Consider the following 20,465-nt stretch of genomic DNA (forward strand, 5'->3'; position numbering starts at 1 on the left):
CGAACGCCTAGGCCTAGCGCAGCTCTAGCCATCTTGCATTGGATTGGATGCATGATTTCACTTGACGTTTCGAGGACAAGGCGCAATGTTGATACATTGTAGCGATTCCGCTACAAACAATCAATAAGGGGTTTGGGACGTGAATCAGGGCGACAGTTAATGCGGAAGCAGGGAAGTTCGCAATCGGCAACTGGTTTCTCACCGGGATCATCCGTTCCTCTCGATGGTGCTTATGGGCACCAAGACATCACGCGGGGTTGAGGTTTACGGCATTCGCCGCCTGAGAGACGATTGGGACATAATGATAATGGGTGATGTGTTGGTACCGGTCGCGGACGAGGATGCTGAGGCGGTGGCACTGGCCGAAGAGAAGATGTGGCAAGGCTGACCGCACTGCACCGCGACGACAGAACCCCGCTTCGGCGGGGTTTTCATACCGCCCATCGGGCGTTTTCGCGTACGCTGAGGAGAACAGCATGAGCCGCACCGCTGCCAATGATAATTCACCGCTGTATCTCTCCGAGGCGACCATCTCCCAGCGCGTTCTCGGTGCCAAATCCAAAGTTCAATGGGCAGCCATTGCGGCCGTATGGGAGCGCGAGGGCTTGCCGCGTATCGACCCCATTACCGGATATCGCTATTGGCCCGCCGTGCGCGCCTTTCTGGACAGACGGCATGGCCTTCACCAATCTACCCTGCCGACGTCCGCAGACGGCGTGGAGAACTGGTCATGAGCGATTTCCCTGGCCTGAAGCGCAAGCACAACAAAGACGGCACGGCGCGCGAATATTGGGAAGCCCGCGGCGACCTAGCGCGGCGCGGTTTTCGACCGTCAAGCATTCGGCTCCATTATACCGACACTCCAGAAGGTCGAGAGCACCTGTCGGCCCGATGCCACCTTCTACAAGCTCAAATGCTTGAGTGGGCTGCCCGCGACAGTCACGCCGCACCCAGCTTTGACGGCTCGTTGACGAGCCTGTCACGCCTTTTCCAAACGAACGAGGATTCCCCTTACCGATCGATGAAATGGAATAGTAGGGAGAATGTCACCAAATGCCTCGTCATCATCGAGAACACCGTCGGTTCGCGCCATATAGGAAAGCTACTCGGACCCGACTTTAAGCGCTGGCATCGCCAGTGGGGTGAGCCCAAGGAGCCGACCGAGAAAGAACCGAATCCCCCTCCCCGGCCGTGGCGCGCAAAGCATTGTATGGACTCGGTGCGGCAGCTTGTTAGCTACGGTGTCACCCTCGGCTATGATGATTGCTTCCGTGCCGACACAATTCTGTCGAAAATCCGATTTTCAACGCCGCCTGCCCGCAAATCCGTGATGACCGCTGAACACGTCGAGGCTATCCGCAAGACGGCGCATGCCGAGGGCTGGCCTTCAATTGCCCTGGCTACCGTTTTGCAGTTTGAGCTGACCATGCGCCAGAAGGACGTTATCGGCGAATGGGAACCGGTACGGGACGCCAAGGGCGGCATCCTGCACCGCGATACAAGGTGGACCAACGGAATGGTTTGGTCGGACATCGATGCCGATATGGTGCTGCGCAAGGCGCACACCAAAACCGGGTTCGAAGTCGAGCACGACCTGAAACTCCATCCGATGGTGCTGGAAGAAATCGCGCTCGTGCCGCTAGAGAAACGCATCGGCCCTATGATCCTGGCTGAAACGACCGGCGAGCCCTACAAGCATCGCAAGTTCACCGAACGGTGGCGCAAGATTGCTGACAAGGCCGAACTGCCGCGAAACGTCTGGAATATGGACGCAAGGGCTGGCGCCATCACCGAGGCTTATAGCCTTGGTGCAACCGAGACCGACGTTATGAAATCGGCTGGCCACAAAAACCGGCAGACCAGCGCTCGGTACAACCGCGGCACCATCGAACAGACTAGCCGCGTTGCCCAGCTGCGCATGGCGAAACGAAACAAGAATCCCGAATAAGGGACGTGCGGGGGACGTTTGAGGGACGCCTCCCGCAAGCTATTGAAAAACATAATAGAATCGAGGGAGGGAAACACATCCGCATCCTGTTCCTTGACAAGAAGAATGTGCTGATCGCCGACGAGGTGCAGCAGATCGGCACCGTCGACCACACGCCGGTCTATCCGCGCGAAGTGGTCAAGCGCGCGCTGGAACTCTCGGCTAGTGCCATCATCCTGCTGCACAACCACCCATCTGGCGACCCGACGCCGTCGCGCGCCGACATCGAGATGACCAAGCTGATCATCGACACCGCCAAACCGCTCGGCATCGCCGTCCACGACCACATCATCATCGGCAGGAACGGCAACGCCTCGATGAAGGGCCTGCTGCTGATTTGATCCCGAGAGATTCGCAGCGGCAAAGTCGACATTTTCGCCTCATCCACAACCGGCTCTAGAATTTCGATTGCAAATCAAGCTATGATACGCGCGGCATTTCCCCGGACGGCTTCGCGCCCCTGGAATGCCGGGAGGAACGGGACATGGCCATTGCGCTTGTACTCGTTTTAATTGTTGTGGGCTCGGTGCTGTTTCACCTGCTGAGCCCATGGTGGTGGACGCCGATAGCCTCGAACTGGGACTATATCGACAACACCATCATCATTACCTTTTGGATCACCGGCGTCGTCTTCGCCGCCGTCGTCCTTTTCATGGCCTATTGCGTGTTCCGCTTCCGTCATCGGGAAGGCAACCGCGCCGCTTACGAGCCCGAGAACAAGCGGCTCGAATCGTGGCTGACGATCGTCACCGCGATCGGGGTCACGGCCCTGCTGGTTCCCGGCCTGTTCGTCTGGAGCCGTTTCGTCAACGTGCCAAGCGATGCGACCGAGGTCGAAGTCGTCGGTCAGCAATGGCAGTGGAGCTTCCGCTTGCCCGGCAAGGACGGCAAGCTCGGCACCTCCGACACCCGCGAGGTCACCGCTGAAAATCCGCTCGGCGTCATCGCCAGCGATCCCAACGGCCAGGACGATGTCGTGGTCGAAGCGGCCGACCTGCATTTGCCGATCGGCAAGCCGGTCAAGATGTTGTTGCGCTCGATCGATGTGCTGCATGATTTCTACGTACCGGAATTCCGCGCCAAGATGGACATGATCCCGGGCTCCGTCACCTATTTCTGGTTCACCCCGACCAGGACCGGAACCTTCCAGGTCCTGTGCGCCGAGCTTTGCGGCCAGGGGCATCCTTTGATGAATGGCGTGGTCATGGTCGATACGCCGGAAGATTATGTGGCTTGGCTCGGCCAGCAGCAGACTTTCGCGCAATTGTCGGCGCCCCAGCAGACAGGATCGGCAGACCCGGCGCAGGCAGGAACCGTCGCGTCAGGTTCGAGGATTTCGGCAAAGCTCGAAACGGTCGAGGCCCGCTGAAAGGACACGGAGGTGTTCCTATGGTCGATATCACGCCTGCAGATGCTGTCCCGCCGGCCGAAGTCGGGGAAATGGAGCTTTACCACCCGCACAGCTGGTGGACGAAGTACGTTTTCTCGCAGGACGCCAAGGTCATCGCCATCCAGTATTCGGCGACGGCAACGGCCATCGGCATGGTGGCGCTGGTGCTGTCCTGGCTGATGCGGCTGCAGCTTGGCTTCCCCGGCACGTTCGACTTCATCACCCCGGAAGCCTATTACCAGTTCATCACCATGCACGGCATGATCATGGTGATCTACCTGCTCACGGCGCTCTTCCTGGGTGGCTTCGGCAATTACCTGATCCCGCTGATGGTCGGCGCTCGCGACATGGTTTTTCCCTATGTCAACATGCTCAGCTACTGGATTTACCTGCTCGCCGTTCTGGTTCTGGTGTCGAGCTTCTTTGCGCCCGGCGGACCGACGGGTGCCGGCTGGACGCTCTACCCGCCGCAAGCCATCATGACCGGCACGCCAGGCGGCCAGGACTGGGGCATCATCCTGATGCTGGTCTCTTTGATCCTGTTCATCATCGGCTTCACCATGGGCGGCCTGAACTATGTCGTGACGGTGCTGCAGGCCCGCACGCGCGGCATGACGCTGATGCGCCTGCCACTGACGGTCTGGGGCATCTTCACCGCCACCGTCATGGCGCTGCTCGCCTTCCCGGCGCTGTTCGTCGCCTGCGTGATGATGTTGTTTGACCGTGCGCTCGGCACCTCCTTCTTCATGCCGGCGATCGTCGAGATGGGCGAACAACTGCAGCATAACGGCGGCAGCCCGATCCTGTTCCAGCATCTGTTCTGGTTCTTCGGCCACCCCGAGGTCTACATCGTGGCACTGCCGGCCTTCGGCATCGTATCCGACCTGATCAGTACCCATGCGCGCAAGAATATCTTCGGCTACCGGATGATGGTCTGGGCGATCGTCGGCATCGGTGCGCTGAGCTTCGTGGTCTGGGCGCACCACATGTATGTCAGCGGCATGCACCCCTATTTCGGGTTCTTCTTCGCCACCACGACATTGATCATCGCCGTGCCGACCGCCATCAAGGTCTACAATTGGGTGCTGACGCTGTGGCGCGGCGACATCCATCTCACCATACCGATGCTCTTTGCCCTGGCCTTCATCGTCACCTTCGTCAATGGCGGGTTGACCGGCCTGTTTCTCGGCAACGTCGTCGTCGACGTTCCATTGTCCGACACGATGTTCGTCGTTGCTCATTTCCATATGGTCATGGGCGTCGCCCCGATCCTGGTGATTTTCGGCGCGATCTACCACTGGTATCCGAAGGTCACCGGTCGGATGCTGAACGAGACGCTCGGCCAGTTCCATTTCTGGGTCACGTTCCTCGGCGCTTATCTGATTTTCTTCCCCATGCACTATCTTGGCCTGGTGGGCCTGCCACGGCGCTACGCCGAACTGACCGACATGACGATAATGACGGAATCGGCCCACAACCTGAACTCGTTCATCAGCATCATGGCGTTCATGGTCGGCTTTGCTCAGATCGTGTTCCTGTTCAACCTGATCTGGAGCATCCGCCATGGCCGCGAGGCCGGCGGCAATCCCTGGCGCGCAACGACCCTGGAATGGCAGACAGCCGAAACACCGCCAGCGCACGGCAATTTCGGCAAGGACCTGCCGATCGTCTATCGCTGGGCCTATGACTACAGTGTGCCGGGCGCCAAGGAAGACTTCATTCCGCAGAACGTGCCGGGCTCCTTCGGCACCTCCAAGGAGCCGGCATGAGCGTCATCCTCGTCTTCCTGCTCGTGATCGTCGGCTTTGCCGGATGGTGGCTTTCCCATCAGAGGCTGATGTCGAAGCCATGGCTGGAGGAAGGCATGGCCGGGGATTTTGTCGCCCTGGACCGCTCGGCGCTGCCGACGGCCAAGATCGGCCTCGGTGTCTTCCTCGCCGTTGTCGGCTGCCTGTTCGCGCTGTTCACCAGCGCCTACTTCATGCGCATGGCGCTGTCGGACTGGCAGCCGCTGCCGCTGCCGCGCTTGCTCTGGCTCAACACCGGCGTGCTGGTGCTCAGCAGCATCGCGCTGCAATGCGCCGTGGTCGCGGCGCGCAGAGGCCAGTTGGACATGGTCAGGCTCAGCCTTGCCACGGCCGGGATCACGGCGCTTGCCTTTCTGGTCGGGCAGCTCATGGCATGGCGGGAACTGGACATCGACGGCTATCTGCTGAGCTCCAATCCGGCCAACAGCTTTTTCTACCTGATAACCGGCATGCATGGCCTGCACATAGTGGGAGGCCTGGTCGGTCTTGGCAGAACCACCGCCGGTGCCTGGAACGGGGCCAAGCCGGAGCGGCTGCGCCTGCGCGTCGAACTGTGCGCCATGTACTGGCATTTCCTGCTTTTCATCTGGCTCGCCATCTTCGCGCTGCTGGCCGGCTGGGCCGCCACGTTCATCGACATTTGCCGACAATTGCTGACCTAAGGGATCAAGCGGATGGCCGAAACGACACTGACGCATAGCGGCCAAGCGGCGCCCCGGCCGGCGGGCCTGCGAGGCATTGCCGCCGACTGGTCCTCGGATCAGCGGGCGTTCAAGAACGTGTCCTGGGGGAAGGCCATGATGTGGATCTTCCTGCTCAGCGACACCTTCATCTTCGGCTGCTTCCTGCTCTCCTACATGACGGCGCGCATCTCGACGCGCGTGCCGTGGCCCAATCCGAGCGAGGTCTTTGCCCTTCGCATCGGCGGCGAGGAGATTCCGCTGATCCTGATCGCCATCATGACCTTCGTGCTGATCTCAAGCAGCGGGACGATGGCCATGGCGGTCAATTTCGGCTATCGCCGCGACCGCCGCAAGACTGCAATCCTGATGCTTCTGACCGCGGCACTCGGCGCGACCTTCGTCGGCATGCAGGCTTTTGAGTGGACCAAGCTGATCACCGAAGGCGTAAGACCCTGGGGCAACCCTTGGGGTGCCGCGCAATTCGGCTCGTCCTTCTTCATGATCACCGGCTTCCACGGCACGCATGTGACGATCGGGGTGATCTTCCTCATCATCGTGGCACGCAAGGTCTGGCGCGGAGACTATGACACCGGACGGCCCGGCTTCTTCACTAGCCGCAAGGGCCGCTACGAGAACGTCGAGATCATGGGGCTCTACTGGCACTTCGTCGACCTGGTCTGGGTGTTCATTTTCGCTTTCTTCTATCTTTGGTGAGAGGAAAATATGGCTGAAGCAACCGCAAACGGCCTTGGGCAACACCAGCTGCACGGTGCCCACGATGCGACGACCGCCGGCGTTGCCACCGCCGAGGTCCATCAGGAACACCCGATCAAGCTCTATCTGGTGGTTTGGGCGTGGCTGTTCATCCTCAGCGCTTGCTCCTACATGGTCGATTATTTAGGCATTCACGGCTATCTCAGATGGTCGCTGATCCTGATCTTCATGATGCTCAAGGCAGGGCTGATCGTCGCCGTCTTCATGCATATGGCCTGGGAACGGCTGGCGCTGGCCTATGCGATCATCCTGCCGCCGATCCTGGTGCTGGTGTTCGTGGCCATGATGGTCCTCGAAGCCGACTACACGCTTCTCACTCGGGTGACATTTTTCGGAGCCGGACCCTGAAATCTAGAACCGGGTGAGATCCAGCAGCCGCGACTTCAGTTGTGCGCGGATGCTGCTTGCCGTTCGGCTGCCTTGAAACAACCGGCGGCTGGTCCATTTTCCAGATATCGGAAGCGACATCGGGAGAATGACTGCTCTCATTCCCGCGCGTCGCGAACTCCGGCAAGGGAGGCCCAAGATGACGATCGCCAACAGACTGAAGCACTATATCGACGGCAAGGGAATTTCCTACGATACCGTCGCGCATCACCGCACATCCACAACCAGGCAGTCCGCTATAGCCGCGCATGTGCCGGGCAGCATCATGGCCAAATCGGTGGTCGTTCACCACGAACTTGGCTATGCGCTGGCCGTGGTTCCAAGCACCCACAGGATCGAACTCGGCGCGTTGCAGGACGTCATGGACAGGCGTCTTGGTCTCGCCTCCGAAGACGAAGTGGTTTTGCTTTTCGCCGATTGCGACATCGGCGCCGTCCCGCCGATCGGCGCGGCCTACGATGTGCCCGTCATCGTCGATGAGAGCCTTCGTGCCGCCGACGATGTCTATTTCGAGGGCGGCGACCACAGGACGCTGGTGCATGTCAGCGGCAAGGATTTCCGCGACCTGACCGTGGACGCACGCCAAGCCCGCTTCAGCCATCCGGCTTACTGACAAGCCCTCGCCAGGCGGCCCGCACCGGCCCTTTCGCCGGTGCGGGCAGGCGGGACGTCCTCAATCGGCAGGTCTGGCAGGCGGCGACGAATCCACCACCTTGCGATAGACATGCCAAGTGGCATGGCCAAGGACCGGCAGCACGATGGCTAGCCCCGCAAACACCGGCAGCGAGCCGATGATCAGCGCGACGGCGACGATCAGCCCCCACACAGCCATGACGATCGGGTTCGCCAGCACCACGCGCACCGAGGTGTGGATGGCTTCGTAGGCGCCGACGTCACGGTCGAGCAGCAGCGGGAAAGCAACCACCGTTGTGCATAGCACGACCACAGCAAACGCGAAGCCGATGGCGTGTCCCAGGATAATCAGCGTCCAGCCGCGCCCGGTGGCGAATATCTCGCTGATGAAGCTGGATATCGATGCCGGCGGCGCCGGACCGAAGAGCTGTTGGTAGAACAGCTGCGCGGTCAAAAGCCAGGCGATGAAGATCGAAAACAGCATGATCCCGACCGCCGCGATGGCCGGCAGCGCCGGAGAATTCCTGACCTCGAAAGCGTGTCTCCACGAAGTATCGAGCCCGGCTTCCCGCCTGCGGCTGATCTCATAGAGGCCGATCGCCGCGAACGGACCGATGAGCGCAAAGCCGGACACCAGCGGAAACAGCAGCGGCAGCGCATTGGCACCCGATGTCCAGGCGGCGAGCACGACACCCACCAGCGGATAGATCAGGCAGAGAAAAACGATGTGCGATGGTTTGACCATGAAATCGTCGACGCCCCGCCTGAGCGCATCAAAAAGGTCGGAAACACCGATTTTTCGAATTTTGGTGTGTTCCAGCGTTTCGCTGGCGCCTGCAATCACGTGAAAACTTGTCATGCCGTTCCTCCAGACCAGGTCCAGTAAGGTCGCGGTTTCACGGTGCGTCGTTCAGCGTGACTGGGCCACGCGAACCGCGACCTGCACCGCAAACAACATACTCTCCTGCAGGGGATTTGTCGCCCTTTGTTGAAGATGGCTGGGCGGCCACGCTAGCTCTGGAGGCTCTTCTTCGATATTCTATGCCGGTGAACGGTGAAGGTCATGTCATGGACACAAGGACTGTTCTCATACTGGGCCTCGGCATAGTGATTCTGTTGCTGCTGGGATTCTGCGCTCTGCCGATGTGACGTGAGCCCGGATACTAGATATTAGTGCAGCATGGGCGACTCGCTCGCCACAACCCGGCGCGCAGCCCGGCAATACCGCTCGTGCCGTCAACCGCCGGCTGAAACAACCACGCGCGTTGCGATCGTGTCGACAAGCAGCATCGCGAAGATCGCAAAGAGATAGAGGATCGAATAGGCAAACAGCGTCTTGGCGGGCCTCATCTCCTTGCCGGGAGCAGCCAGAACCTTCCAGGCGTGCCAGATGAAGCCGGCGCCCAATGCGGCCGAAGCGATCCCGAAATAAGCGCTGGCGAAACCGAAGGGCCACGGCAGCACGCCGATCGGCGCCAAAACGAGCGAATAGACGAAGATCTGCTTTCGCGTCGACGCTTCGCCGGCAACGTTCGGCATCATGGGTATGCCCGCTGCGGCGTAGTCGCCGACCTTGAACAACGCGAGCGCCCAGAAATGCGGCGGCGTCCAGAGGAAGATGATCAGGAACAGGATGAGGCTTTCGACGCCCACGGTGCCGGTGGCTGCCGCCCAGCCGATGACAGGAGGAAGCGCGCCCGCGGCACCGCCTATGACGATGTTCTGCGGCGTCGAGCGTTTCAGCCACATCGTATAGATCACGACATAGAAGAAGATGGTGAAGGCCAGCAGCGATGCGGCAAGCCATCCCACCAGCACGCCGAGCGTCATGATCGACAGCGCCGAAAGCACCAGTCCGAAGCCGAGTGCCTCGCCTGGCGTGACAAGGCCGGACGGCACCGGCCGCTTTGCGGTGCGCGACATCAACGCATCGATATCCGCGTCGTACCACATGTTGAGCGCCCCTGCCGCACCGGCTCCAACCGCGATGGCGCTGATTGCGATCACGGCGATGACCGGGTTCATCATGACCGGCGCCACCATCAGGCCGACGAAAGCCGTGAAAACGGCAAGCGCCATGACACGTGGTTTCAAAAGCGCGAAGAAATCCCCGGCCGTCGCTTCCGAGAGGCGGGGGCCGGTATCCTCGAGGTGGCTTTCCCGGGTCGACATGTCAGCCGGTGAAGATCAGGCTTACGGTGAGAACTGCTTCAGATAGGCGATGACGTTGGCGACGTCCTCGTCCTTCTTGAGACCCGGGAACACCATCTTGGTGCCTTTCACCATGCCCTTGGGATCGTGAAGGTAGGTCGCCAGCGTCGGTTCGTCCCATTTGACGCCGGATGTGCCGGCCGCGACCATGGCTTCGGAATATTTGAAATCCGGATGCGTACCGGCCGTTCGGCCCATGACGCCATGCAGCGACGGACCGATCTTGTTCTTGTCCTCGTCCGCGACGTGGCAGGCCTTGCACTTCGTGAAGACCTTCTCGCCCGCGGCGGCATCCTGTGCCTGCGATTGGCTTGCGAAGAAGGTTGCGACGAAAACGACGGCAAAGAACGCGATTGCGCGCATGGCATTTCCTCCCTGATCCGTCCTCGGACGATCTGCGCGCGCCAGTTCTTTCGCCGGCACGCGCCCTATTTCGGCAGAGCGGAATATCCGCGTCCCCCCTGTGGAATTGCGGCACCTACATACCACGGAATCTTCCAAGCAGGTAGAGAACTCAATCAACGGTTGGAGGATGCATGATCAGGGCGGATCGGCATTGCAGGTCCCGGCAATCTGGTCGACCGCCTCGCCAAGCCCGGCAAGGTCGAAGTCGGCCTCGCCCCTCCCGGCCAGCAGGCCGAACCGCCAGGACAGCAGGAGCCGGTTTGCCGAAACCAGCCGCTTGACGCCGTCGGCGCCGTCCCTGACCAGAATCCTGCCGCGCGTGCCGACGGACCAGCTTTCATCGAATTTGCCGCCGCCGTCGAGCGTGATCGACATGGTGATCTTGCGGCTGGCCGAGACGGCATCGTTGAGCTGCAGCCATTCGCTCCAGCGCGGCTCGCCGTTCGCCCGGCAGGCAATGGTCAGGACCGGGCTGTAGCTGAGCGCGCCGCCGCCGGTGATGAGCTTGTTGCTGGCATGGAGCGAGGCGGTCGCCAGGCCGTCGCTGCCGGTGTCGAAACGCCAGTTGTCGAGGCCGGCCTCGGCCGTGCCGCACAGTGAAGCAAGAACGAGCGCCGCAGCCACAACGCCGCCCATTTCGACGAACAGCCTCAACGATGCCTCCAACACCCCGCGGGTTTACAACAAAAGCGCAGATAATGTTCAAGGCTTCGAATCGCCAGCCATCTGGCATCATTCGAGGGCGCCTCTGTTGCACCATGGCCACAGGGCGCGGCCACGAAAAAGGCCGCCCGACGGCGGCCTTTCACGATTTGATTGACGTGCCGAATTACTCGGCGTCCTTGGCCGCTTTTTTCTTCGGCGCTGCCTTCTTCTTGGGTTCTTCCGCGTCGTCGGCCGTCTCAGGCTTCTCGGCCTTCTTTGCAGCGGCCTTCTTCGCCGGCTTGGCCTTGGCCGTCTCGGCCTCCTCGTCGTCGGCCATCAGCTCTTCCTTGCTGACCTTGACGTCGGTAACCGAAATCTGGCCGAGCAGATGGTCGACGACCTTCTCCTCGAACATCGGCGCACGCAGCGTGTTCAGCGCCTCGGGGTTGCTGCGGTAGAATTCGAAGGCTTCCTGCTGCTGGTTGGCCGGATAGCGGCGCACCTGCTCGAACAGGCCGCGCTGCAATTCCTCGTCCGAAACGGTGACGCCGGCCTTCTCGCCGATCTCGGCCAGAACCAGGCCGAGGCGCACCCGGCGCTCGGCAAGCCGCATATATTCGGCGCGCGCCTCTTCTTCCGTCGTCTCTTCGTCGGCGAAGGTACGACCGGCGGCTTCGAGATCGCGGTTGACCTGGCTCCAGATGTTATTGAACTCGGCTTCGACCAGCTTCGACGGCGCCTCGAACGAATAGGAAGCGTCAAGCTGGTCAAGCAGCTGGCGCTTGACCTTCTGTCGCGTCATCGAACCGAACTGGTTCTCGATCTGGCCGCGGACCACCTCGCGCAGGCGCTCCAGCGATTCCAGGCCGAGGTTCTTGGCCGTCTCGTCATTGATCTCCAGCGCGCCGGGCATCGACACTTCCTTGACGGTGACGTCGAAGGTCGCTTCCTTGCCGGCCAGATGCGCCGCCTGGTAGTTTTCCGGAAAGGTTACTGTGACCTGCTTCTCGTCGCCGGCCTTGGCGCCGATCAGCTGGTCCTCGAAGCCCGGGATGAATTCCTTGGAGCCGAGCACCAGCGGCTGGTCGTTGCCGGCGCCGCCAGCGAAGGCCTCGCCGCCGATCTTGCCGACATAGTCAATGCTGACGCGGTCGCCCTCGGCGGCCTTGCCGGCTTTCGGCTCGTAGCTGCGTGCCGATTCGGCGATGCGCTTGACCTGCTCGTCGATTTCCGAATCCGGAACGTCGAACACCTGGCGCGTCACCTTGATGTCGGAGAAATCCTTGATCTCGATCGCCGGGATGATCTCGTAGTTGAGGCGGAACTCGAAGTCGGCGCCGCCGGCCAGGATCTTCTCGGCCTCTTTCTCGTCCTCGGTCATGATCACTTCGGGCTGCATGGCGGCCTTTTCGCCGCGCCCCGTGATGATCGAACGGGTCGAATCGTTAAGAATCTCGTTGACCACTTCGGCCATGAACGACTTGCCGTAGACCTTGCGCAGGTGCTGCACCGGCACCTTGCCGGGACGGAAGCCGTTGATGCGAACCTTGTTGCGGGCATCCGAAAGCCGCGCCATCAGCTTGGCTTCCATGTCACCGGCCGGCACGGTGATCTTGATCTCGCGCTTGAGACCGGAGTTGAGCGTTTCGGTGACCTGCATCGTAAAACCTTTGTTTTCACCAATGAGACTGCCACGGCCTCTGCCGTTCACAGCCTGCCGGTATAATCCTGCCGGAAATGGCTTTTGGTACGGAACCTGGCGATTTGACCTTGGTCAAATCCTCCCAAACTGCGCTCCAAAATGTGAATAAGTCTTTGTTTTTCCTACTTCTTATCACATTCTGCAGAAGCGGATCGTCGCATCCCGTCACATTCGACACGCCTTTTGTCACAGGCGAGGCTAATTTTCAACTCTCTTCGCGTTTCCGTGTTTGACCGGCATTTTGGCTCTGACATTGACAGAATGATGGCTACATGGGATTGCCGGGCGACGCGGATGTGGCGGAATTGGTAGACGCCCTGGATTTAGGTTCCAGTGCCGAAAGGCGTGGGGGTTCGAGTCCCTTCATCCGCACCAAAAACTGAGCATCGGCTCGCCAAATGAAAAGCCCCTACGACTAGGCGACGCGCAGAACAGCGTCGAGATTGATGTCGTGCCGGCGCCGTCAGTTCAATTGTCATGCTTCACTCGAGTTCCAGACGAATGGTCACGGAGACTGGCGAAGAGCGACAAGCATGCGGAGCGGCTGGCCGTGTCTAATAAAGCGGTTCCTCGAACAACGTCTTGTCGCCGTCCATCAGCGCCTTGATCTGTGGAGTGCCGTTGGCTGCGATCGCGACACGGACAGCGAACGGCCGCACCCTCATGTCGTCCTGGATCGCCATGCCCTCGCCCTCCGGCAGATAAAAGCGCTCTATGCCGTAGTCCGGCGCGATCGAACCTCCCTCTTCGCGCAAACTCCAGCCCTCGCCAACGTGTCCGACAATATCGGTTTCATCGGAGGCGGCAGGCGTCGGCGCCTGGCCGAACCAGGCCACTGTCGGCTGCCAATAGCCATCGGCGCCCTTTTTCAGCCTGACCACGATCGAGGTGTCGTCACTCGAGAACTTGTCGGCCGGGATGTTGGCGATCATTTTCACCGGAATACGCGATATCTCGTAGCCAAGGCGAATATAGTCGCCGCGCAAGAGGTCGCGCGGATCGATCGGCTCGACCTTCAAAAGCACGTCCTTGCCGTCGCGCAGGATCGCTGCCCTACCGGCGATGATCCAGCTCAAAAAGCCGATCTGGACGAGCGCCAGCACCAGCGCCGAGATGACAAGTCTTTTCCCGGTCATCACGCTGCCACTCCTTCGGCGCGCGGCGCCTTCATGCGTTTCTCGATCTGGATGATGACGACCGCCAGGATACCGAGAAGCACTGCAGCGGCCAGGAAGAAGCCTGCGGTGTCGAGCATCGACCGCAGCATCACCACATAGATGAGGGCGAGCTCGAAGGCGAAGCCCACATAGGCAACCCAGCGCAGGCCCCTGCTCTCGCGGCCGCCCAGCATGATCGCTGCGACAATACCGGCAAGCGCAATCGCAGAGGCGATGGCGAAGCCGCTGTCGTAGCTCGCGTCGCCGGCCAGCTCCATCTGCAGCATCGCCAGTCCCGTGAGGAAACCGATCAAGGCGTGCAAGGGCAACCGGCCGCCGAGTTGGACGATCCTGTCGACGGGCTCGGCGGCAAAGACCGCCACTGCAAAGAGCAGCGCCGAGACGATCGCCAACGGGATGGCGACCTGCAGCGTGCTGTAGTCAATCACGAACAGCACCAGATAGCAGAGGACCGACAGGATGATCAGGTGCCGCGCCGCCTGACTGCGGGTCCAGGACGAAATGGCAAACAGCACAATGGCCATGACGACGAAGAAATGCGGAAATTCCGTACGCTTGAAATAGTCGAATCCTTTGACGAACAGCCAGGCATCGGCGATGCCGACGGAAGCGACGGTCAGCGGATTCGAGCGCAATGCCACCGCCGCCAGCGCCGTGCCGGCACCCCAGGTGATCAGCGCCGATGCCTCGTCGCCGGTCAGGTGATACATCTGGCCGATCAGCGCGATCGATCCGCCGAACGCCGCCGCAGCGATGATCCAGAGCGCCTCGCCGATCGCCGCATGGCCGCGTATCTTCAGCAGTGCGCCACCGACATAGCCGGCCAGGATGATGGCGAAGAGTGCGGCGACCCGCGCCAGCCGCGGAATGGCCTCCCAGTTGGCGGCGACGAAGATCAGGATGGCGGCGCCAAACAACAGTGCCGCCATCATCGCCAGGATCGAACCGAAGCTCAGCGACCTCCGTTCATTGGCCTCGATGTCGCGCCTTAACGCGTCGGCCGTCGGCCCATCGATCAGGCCAGCCTCGAGCCATCGCGCAATGTCCGATTTGGCCCGTGACGCATAGCTCGCCATGTCATCTCCCCCAAGCTTGGTCTTTTTTCAGCCGAGCCGGCCAAGCCGCTGACGCCACGGCATTTTCCGATTCGGGTTTCTTTGTGTTCGAGACGTGAACGCGCGTTAATGGTGCATTGCACAATTTGCATTGCTGCCATGCAGCGATAGCGCTTTTAAATCGATATGACCCCACCTATCTTCACGGCATACAGAAAGACGGAATGATCCGAAAGAAAGACGAAACGAGAATACCATGAACCTGATCCGCAACTATCGCAACTGGCGCCGCTACCGGAACACTGTTTCCGAGCTGAGCCGCCTGTCGAACCGCGAACTGAACGACCTCGGCATCGGCCGCAGCGACATCCACTACGTGGCCCGCAAGGCGGTCTAATCCTCTTCGGGCCGCAAATGGTCCGAACCAGTTTTGAAAAAGAGAACGACAATGAACCTGATCCGCAACTACCGTAACTGGCGCGTCTACCGCGACACCGTTAACGAGCTGGGTCGCCTTTCGAACCGCCAGCTCCATGACCTCGGCATCATCCGTGACGAGATCAAGATCGTCGCTCGCAAGGCGATCTAAGTACAAGAATTTCGCCAGGGTCGACCTCCTCCCCGACCCTGACGGATACGGTCAGCCTTCACCTCCTCCCGAGGGTTGACCAGCAAAACGGCGCCCGCCGCACCTCCTCCCGCGGCGGGCGTTGTTTCCCAAAAGGGTTTCGCCCCTTTTTCAAAATGGCGAAAGGAATTTCGTCAAAGCCGACCTCCTCCCCGGCGATGACGAATACGGTCGATCTTCACCTCCTCCCGAGGATCGACCACCAAAACGACACCCGCCGGACCTCCTCCCCCGGCGGGTGTTGTGTTTTTGGGCCAGGCTTCCGACCCATCGGCTCCTCCGCCCCAGCCGGCCAATTGCAATCGCAGCTACAAGCGACTATTCCGGCGCTCATGAGCAAAAACCCCATTCACATCGTCGGCGGCGGCCTCGCCGGCTCCGAAGCGGCCTGGCAGGCGGCCGAAGCCGGAGTTCCCGTCGTGCTGCATGAAATGCGTCCGGTTCGCGGCACCGATGCGCACAAGACCGATGGGCTGGCCGAGCTCGTCTGCTCCAATTCCTTCCGTTCCGACGATGCCGAAAGCAACGCTGTCGGCCTGCTGCATGCCGAAATGCGGCTCGCCGGGTCGCTGATCATGAGCGCCGGCGACGCCAACCAAGTTCCGGCCGGCGGCGCGCTGGCCGTCGATCGCGACGGTTTTTCCGAGGCCGTAACCAGGAAGCTTGAGGCGCACCCGCTGATCACCATCCAGCGCGAGGAAGTGCCGGGCCTGCCGCCGGCGGACTGGGACCAGGCGATCATCGCCACCGGCCCGCTGACCGCACCTGGGCTTGCCCAGTCGATCGCGGAAGCGACCGGAGCCGATGCGCTGGCTTTCTTCGACGCCATTGCGCCGATCGTGCATTTCGACACGATCGACATGGACATCTGCTGGTTCCAGTCGCGCTACGACAAGGTCGGGCCCGGCGGCACTGGCAAGGACTATATCAACTGCCCGATGGACAGGGAGCAGTATCTGGCCTTCGTGCAGGCGCTGGTCGAGGGCCAGAAAACTGAATTCAAACAATGGGAAGGCACGCCCTATTTCGACGGCTGCCTGCCGATCGAGGTGATGGCAGAGCGCGGCGTCGAGACGCTGCGCTACGGCCCGATGAAGCCGATGGGCCTGACCAATGCCCACAATCCGACGGTAAAAGCCTATGCCGTCGTCCAGCTTCGCCAGGACAATGCGCTGGGCACGCTCTACAACATGGTCGGTTTCCAGACCAAGCTGAAGCATGCCGAGCAGGTGCGCGTCTTCCGCACCATCCCCGGGCTCGAGAATGCCGATTTTGCCCGCCTCGGCGGCCTGCACCGCAACACCTACATCAATTCGCCGACCCTGCTCGATCAATCGCTGCAGCTGAAGTCGCGGCCCGGCCTGCGCTTTGCCGGCCAGATCACCGGCTGCGAAGGCTATGTCGAGAGCGCGGCAATCGGCCTGCTGGCTGGGCGCTTCGCCGCCGCCGAGCGGCTCGGTCATGCACCATCGCTGCCACCCCTGACCACCGCGTTCGGCGCACTGCTCAACCACATCACCGGCGGCCATATCGTGTCCGACGACGAGCCGGGCAAGCGCTCGTTCCAACCGATGAACGTCAATTTCGGCCTGTTCCCGCCGGTGGAAGCACCGAAAGCCGAAGGAAAGCGCCTGCGCGGCAAGGACAAGACTGTTGCCAAGCGGCGCGCCGTGACGTCGCGCGCGCTGGCCGACTGCCGGGAGTGGCTGGGCCTGCCTGCGCGGGCGGAGGCGGCGGAGTAGTCCATGGCTAGACGCTCCGGTCTGCCCCAGCTTCTGCCGCCGGGCTTGCCGCCAAGCGAGGAGCCTTTCGCCGGCGACTACGAAATTGTCTGGAGCATCTACGTCAGATGCAACAACCTACAAAAGTTGCGCGAGGTTCATATACCCGCGATCGAGGCGCTGATCGGCCAACCCGAAGGAGGCAAAGGTTGGTTGCACGACAATGAAAATTACATTGAGGACCGCGATCGAAGCTTGAAGAGAATAGTTGCCGTACAGCGCCTCAAAGGTCCCTACAATGACCAGTTCCTCATCGGTTTGATGAAGGCGCTCTATTCGCTATCGTCGTCTTGGACCGTCGAAGCCCGTCTCAATCCGTCACATCCTCGTGGCGTATATGTCAGCGCCCGGTTCCAGCGGGAGAGCCCCGGCTCTGAGGCGCCGGCGGTCGTCGATGCGCTGGTCGAGTTGGAAGCCAATTTTACAGATTCGCTGGGCCGCAAGTCCGGACGGCATTTCGGCACAACTCGGCGCATCAGCGCCACCATGTCGGGTGACAGTCCGGCGGCTGCGCGAGACAGTGATGGCGACGGGCCATCCTGATAGGAAGTCCTACTCTGCTGGCCTGACGGCCGCGCTTGGCAGCCCCGGCTTGCCCGCCTCGCCCGGATTTCGCCGGACATAGGCGGTCTTCAGGCTCTCCGAAGTATCGCGCGAACCGTCATGGCTCCAGCCTGGCGGCTTGATCAGGTAGTTCAGACGGTGGCGCAGCGAAAGGCCGGGCGCGAACGCATCCGTGAACATGCCGACCCACTCGTGAAAAGCCACTTTCAGCGGATTGAAGGTGCCGATGTTCTTGACGATGCCGTAGCGCGGCCGGTCCTCCTCGAGTTCCTCGACGAAGGTGCCGAACATGCGGTCCCAGATGATAAGCGTGCCGGCAAAGTTGGCGTCGAGATAGCGCGGATTGGTGTCGTGATGGACACGGTGATGCGATGGCGTGTTGAAGATGAATTCGAACCAGCCCCACATCTTGCCGATGGTCTCGGTGTGGATCCAGAACTGCCAGACCAGATTGAAGCCGAAGGTGAAGGCGATGACGGCCGGATGGAAACCGAGCAGCACCAGCGGCGCCTGCAGCACGAACATGAAGGTGAACAGCCCCGTCCAGCTTTGCCTGAGCGCCGTCGACAGATTGTAGTGCTGGCTCGAATGGTGGTTGACGTGTTCGGCCCACACCCAACGCACCCGATGCGCGATGCGGTGATAGACATAGTAGCGCAGATCATCGAGCAGGAAGGCGACGAGGAACACCAGACCGAGAGGCCCAGATTGAAGAACCGGTATTGCCAGAGCCAGAGCAGAGCCCAGTAGGAGACGACTCCCAGCAGCAGCCCGGCGACGACATTGCCGGTGCCCATCAACAGGCTGGCCAGCGTGTCGCGCGTCTCGAACGAACCCTTGGCGCGGCCGGTGCGCACCAGCCACAATTCGATCAGGATCGCGCCGACGAAGAACGGGATGGCAAGCTGGGTGACCTGCGGAAAATTGTAGTCGTCCATCACGCGGCCTCCCTGGCCTGATCGAGATTTCGCAAGGCAGCGGCGACGGCCTCGGTGTCGGCCCGGTCGGCGAAGGCGAAGCGACCGCCCTTCCAAGTGAAATCAGCAAGCTTGAGCGAAATGGCGCCGCTGTCGTTGACATCCAGGGCAACAATGTCGCTGGCCGTGACGATGCGGGTCAAAAAGCAGTCGCCGATGCTTTGGACGATGCCGGTGCGCCCATTCCGAAGATCGAGAAACGCCGTCCTGGCGTCCGCCGTCAGCCGAACCGTCGTCGCCACTTCATCAGGAAAATCCTCCGCGAAGCGGCTCAATGCCTGATCCGAACCGGCGAGCGTCGCGGTCTTGGTGCCGCCGGTGAAATGCACGGCCGCGACCGACAGCGCAATGCCAAAGACGACAAGTGCGACCAGCACGGGCAGGCTCATGACCCGGCGGGAGTCCTACCATGATTGACGTTTACGTCAAAGGGGCGGCCAGCCTTTCGAGGCGCGACGCAGTAGCAGCCAATGCCGGTGCAGGGCCGACAACCGCACCACGCCATCGAGCGGCGAATGGCTTTCCATCCTGTCGAGATAGGCACGAGACAGCGCAAGCGGCAGGAAGGCCGCGCGCAGCGACGCCGGCAAGGCCGAAGCACCCTGTTCGAAAGCCGCAAGGTGTTCCCGCGCCAACGCGATCATCGCCGCCACACCGCGTTGCGCGCCAGGACCGCCGTCGCCTTTGATGAACTCTTCCGGCGAGGAGCCGGCCGCCGCAAGCACATCCGCAGGCACGAAGCATTGGCCACGCCGACGATGCAGCGGCAACAGCAGCAAAAGACCGGTCATCGCCTGCGCGCAGCCCGCCCTTCCCGCCAGTTCGGCGAAGCGCGGCGCCTCAACCGGATCGAGCACCATCGCCGCGAACTGGATCAGCGCCGCTGCCGTCTCGCCGCAATAGCCTTCGAGGTCGGTACGCGACGGCATCGGATCGTCGTAGAGATCGAAAATGCGTGCTTCGAGCATGTTGTCTAAGGCGGACTTCGGCAGGCGGTGAGCGGAAAACGTCGCCTTCAGCGCGTCGGCGAGCGGGTTGCCGGTGGCTTCCCCCTCGGCGGCAATGACGTCGCGCCACCATTGCAGCCGCACTTCACCCGGCAAAGGCTCGTGGATTCGGTCGCGTATGGCCGATATCTCGGCATTGAAGGCATAGAGCGAAAACAGCGCGTCGCGCCTGTCCGCGGGCGCGTAGAGCGCACTGACATAGCGGTCATGGTCGGCGGCGCGCACCGCGTCCATGACGATCTTGACGGTACCAGACACGGTCAGTCGACGGCGATGAGCGCTGCGGCCACGGCACGCTCCTCGGCCAGCAGGACGTTATAGGTCCGCACGGCGGCTCCGGTCGACATCGGGTCCGCCGAAATGCCGGCCTCCTTCAACGCCGCACGCAGCGCCGTCGGCAAGGGCCTCAAATCCTTGCCGGTCCCGACCAACAGGATCTCGACCTTGCCGGCCTCGGCGAGGAGCTTGCCGAAATCCGCCGCCGTCAGCGCCAGCGGATCGGCTGGCTCCCAACCATGGATGCCGGACGGCAGGCACAGCAGCGAGCCGCGATGCGACATATCGGCGAAGCGGAAGCCGCCATTGCCATAAGCCTCGATCGGCGCCCGGCCAGGGAAATGCGCCTCGCGGATGACGATCCCTTTGGCCAC

23 protein-coding genes, 1 tRNA gene and 2 pseudogenes are annotated in these 20,465 nt (G+C 61.4%); 15 read left to right on the forward strand and 11 right to left on the reverse strand.

Features of this window, described 5'->3' with window-relative positions; genetic code table 11:
* The first annotated feature begins 232 nt into the window (after positions 1-232).
* The 10 genes and pseudogenes from ACSQ3Z_RS14715 to ACSQ3Z_RS14760 all read left to right on the forward strand — a co-directional run bounded on the left by ACSQ3Z_RS14715 (position 233) and on the right by ACSQ3Z_RS14760 (position 7,642).
* The gene (locus ACSQ3Z_RS14715) at positions 233-388 is read left to right on the forward strand and encodes a hypothetical protein (protein ID WP_436172078.1); all 156 of its coding nucleotides are present in this window, start codon (positions 233-235) and stop codon (positions 386-388) included.
* Between the two features lie 88 nt (positions 389-476).
* On the forward strand, positions 477-734 hold the full coding sequence (locus ACSQ3Z_RS14720; RefSeq protein WP_436172079.1) for a hypothetical protein: 258 nt from the start codon (positions 477-479) through the stop codon (positions 732-734).
* A complete protein-coding gene (locus tag ACSQ3Z_RS14725) occupies positions 731-1,948 on the forward strand; it encodes an integrase (RefSeq protein ID WP_436172080.1) in 1,218 nt (405 codons plus the stop codon). Before ACSQ3Z_RS14720 ends, ACSQ3Z_RS14725 begins: the two co-directional genes overlap by 4 nt.
* Before the next feature lie 77 nt (positions 1,949-2,025).
* A pseudogene (locus tag ACSQ3Z_RS14730) lies at positions 2,026-2,328 on the forward strand (JAB domain-containing protein); the annotation flags it as partial.
* 143 nt (positions 2,329-2,471) lie between these two features.
* Complete coding sequence (locus tag ACSQ3Z_RS14735; RefSeq protein WP_436172081.1) at positions 2,472-3,356, forward strand: cytochrome c oxidase subunit II; 885 nt, start codon at positions 2,472-2,474, stop codon at positions 3,354-3,356.
* A gap of 20 nt (positions 3,357-3,376) precedes the next feature.
* Positions 3,377-5,146, forward strand: a complete 1,770-nt coding sequence (gene ctaD, locus ACSQ3Z_RS14740) for a cytochrome c oxidase subunit I (RefSeq protein ID WP_436172082.1) — start codon at positions 3,377-3,379, stop codon at positions 5,144-5,146.
* Positions 5,143-5,847 (forward strand): cytochrome c oxidase subunit 3, encoded by a 705-nt coding sequence (locus tag ACSQ3Z_RS14745; protein ID WP_436172083.1) that lies wholly within the window; start codon positions 5,143-5,145, stop codon positions 5,845-5,847. The genes ctaD and ACSQ3Z_RS14745 overlap by 4 nt, the downstream gene beginning before the upstream one ends.
* A gap of 12 nt (positions 5,848-5,859) precedes the next feature.
* Positions 5,860-6,582 (forward strand): heme-copper oxidase subunit III family protein, encoded by a 723-nt coding sequence (locus ACSQ3Z_RS14750; RefSeq protein WP_436172084.1) that lies wholly within the window; start codon positions 5,860-5,862, stop codon positions 6,580-6,582.
* Between the two features lie 9 nt (positions 6,583-6,591).
* A complete protein-coding gene (locus ACSQ3Z_RS14755; protein WP_436172085.1) occupies positions 6,592-6,990 on the forward strand; it encodes a cytochrome C oxidase subunit IV family protein in 399 nt (132 codons plus the stop codon).
* 178 nt (positions 6,991-7,168) lie between these two features.
* The gene (locus tag ACSQ3Z_RS14760; protein ID WP_436172086.1) at positions 7,169-7,642 is read left to right on the forward strand and encodes an aminoacyl-tRNA deacylase; all 474 of its coding nucleotides are present in this window, start codon (positions 7,169-7,171) and stop codon (positions 7,640-7,642) included.
* Positions 7,643-7,702: 60 nt separating this feature from the next.
* Here ACSQ3Z_RS14760 and ACSQ3Z_RS14765 read toward each other — a convergent pair whose 3' ends face one another.
* From ACSQ3Z_RS14765 to tig, 5 genes are all read right to left on the reverse strand, one after another.
* A complete protein-coding gene (locus tag ACSQ3Z_RS14765) occupies positions 7,703-8,521 on the reverse strand; it encodes a DUF2189 domain-containing protein (protein WP_436172087.1) in 819 nt (272 codons plus the stop codon).
* Positions 8,522-8,898: 377 nt separating this feature from the next.
* On the reverse strand, positions 8,899-9,834 hold the full coding sequence (locus ACSQ3Z_RS14770; RefSeq protein ID WP_436172088.1) for a heme o synthase: 936 nt from the start codon (positions 9,832-9,834) through the stop codon (positions 8,899-8,901).
* A gap of 21 nt (positions 9,835-9,855) precedes the next feature.
* A complete protein-coding gene (locus tag ACSQ3Z_RS14775; protein WP_436172089.1) occupies positions 9,856-10,236 on the reverse strand; it encodes a c-type cytochrome in 381 nt (126 codons plus the stop codon).
* 177 nt (positions 10,237-10,413) lie between these two features.
* Positions 10,414-10,932 carry a hypothetical protein gene (locus ACSQ3Z_RS14780; RefSeq protein ID WP_436172090.1) on the reverse strand — a complete coding sequence of 173 codons (519 nt, stop codon included), beginning with the start codon at positions 10,930-10,932 and terminating at the stop codon, positions 10,414-10,416.
* Positions 10,933-11,107: 175 nt separating this feature from the next.
* Positions 11,108-12,583: a trigger factor gene (gene tig, locus ACSQ3Z_RS14785; protein WP_436172091.1), complete on the reverse strand. Its 1,476-nt coding sequence runs from the start codon at positions 12,581-12,583 to the stop codon at positions 11,108-11,110.
* A gap of 332 nt (positions 12,584-12,915) precedes the next feature.
* Between tig and ACSQ3Z_RS14790 the strand changes: the two genes are divergently transcribed.
* Positions 12,916-13,000: transfer RNA gene (locus ACSQ3Z_RS14790), tRNA-Leu, on the forward strand.
* A gap of 179 nt (positions 13,001-13,179) precedes the next feature.
* Here the strand turns inward: ACSQ3Z_RS14790 and ACSQ3Z_RS14795 are convergent.
* Positions 13,180-13,764 carry a GDYXXLXY domain-containing protein gene (locus tag ACSQ3Z_RS14795; RefSeq protein WP_436172092.1) on the reverse strand — a complete coding sequence of 195 codons (585 nt, stop codon included), beginning with the start codon at positions 13,762-13,764 and terminating at the stop codon, positions 13,180-13,182.
* Positions 13,761-14,879, reverse strand: a complete 1,119-nt coding sequence (locus ACSQ3Z_RS14800) for a DUF2157 domain-containing protein (protein WP_436172093.1) — start codon at positions 14,877-14,879, stop codon at positions 13,761-13,763. The genes ACSQ3Z_RS14795 and ACSQ3Z_RS14800 overlap by 4 nt, the downstream gene beginning before the upstream one ends.
* Positions 14,880-15,114: 235 nt before the next feature.
* On the opposite strand from ACSQ3Z_RS14800, the gene ACSQ3Z_RS14805 reads away from it, so the two are divergent.
* The 4 genes from ACSQ3Z_RS14805 (at position 15,115) to ACSQ3Z_RS14820 (ending at position 17,810) form a co-directional block, all read left to right on the forward strand.
* Positions 15,115-15,255 (forward strand): DUF1127 domain-containing protein, encoded by a 141-nt coding sequence (locus ACSQ3Z_RS14805; RefSeq protein ID WP_006203483.1) that lies wholly within the window; start codon positions 15,115-15,117, stop codon positions 15,253-15,255.
* 51 nt (positions 15,256-15,306) lie between these two features.
* Entirely contained in the window at positions 15,307-15,447 is a 141-nt protein-coding gene (locus tag ACSQ3Z_RS14810; RefSeq protein WP_097576666.1) for a DUF1127 domain-containing protein, read from the forward strand.
* 371 nt (positions 15,448-15,818) lie between these two features.
* Positions 15,819-17,228, forward strand: a complete 1,410-nt coding sequence (gene trmFO, locus ACSQ3Z_RS14815; RefSeq protein WP_436172094.1) for a methylenetetrahydrofolate--tRNA-(uracil(54)-C(5))-methyltransferase (FADH(2)-oxidizing) TrmFO — start codon at positions 15,819-15,821, stop codon at positions 17,226-17,228.
* Positions 17,229-17,231: 3 nt separating this feature from the next.
* Complete coding sequence (locus tag ACSQ3Z_RS14820; protein ID WP_436172095.1) at positions 17,232-17,810, forward strand: hypothetical protein; 579 nt, start codon at positions 17,232-17,234, stop codon at positions 17,808-17,810.
* Positions 17,811-17,819: 9 nt separating this feature from the next.
* On the opposite strand, the pseudogene ACSQ3Z_RS14825 reads toward ACSQ3Z_RS14820, so the two are convergent.
* From ACSQ3Z_RS14825 to ACSQ3Z_RS14840, 4 genes and pseudogenes are all read right to left on the reverse strand, one after another.
* A pseudogene (locus tag ACSQ3Z_RS14825) lies at positions 17,820-18,769 on the reverse strand (sterol desaturase family protein).
* Positions 18,769-19,197 (reverse strand): hypothetical protein, encoded by a 429-nt coding sequence (locus ACSQ3Z_RS14830; RefSeq protein WP_436172096.1) that lies wholly within the window; start codon positions 19,195-19,197, stop codon positions 18,769-18,771. The pseudogene ACSQ3Z_RS14825 and the gene ACSQ3Z_RS14830 overlap by 1 nt, the downstream one beginning before the upstream one ends.
* Positions 19,198-19,233: 36 nt before the next feature.
* Positions 19,234-20,049 (reverse strand): phytoene/squalene synthase family protein, encoded by an 816-nt coding sequence (locus tag ACSQ3Z_RS14835; RefSeq protein ID WP_436173910.1) that lies wholly within the window; start codon positions 20,047-20,049, stop codon positions 19,234-19,236.
* A gap of 26 nt (positions 20,050-20,075) precedes the next feature.
* Positions 20,076-20,465 carry an Mth938-like domain-containing protein gene (locus tag ACSQ3Z_RS14840; protein ID WP_436172097.1) on the reverse strand — a complete coding sequence of 130 codons (390 nt, stop codon included), beginning with the start codon at positions 20,463-20,465 and terminating at the stop codon, positions 20,076-20,078.

This window comes from Mesorhizobium sp. LjNodule214 (assembly GCF_964252735.1).
In the GTDB taxonomy this organism is placed as follows: Bacteria; Pseudomonadota; Alphaproteobacteria; order Rhizobiales; family Rhizobiaceae; genus Mesorhizobium.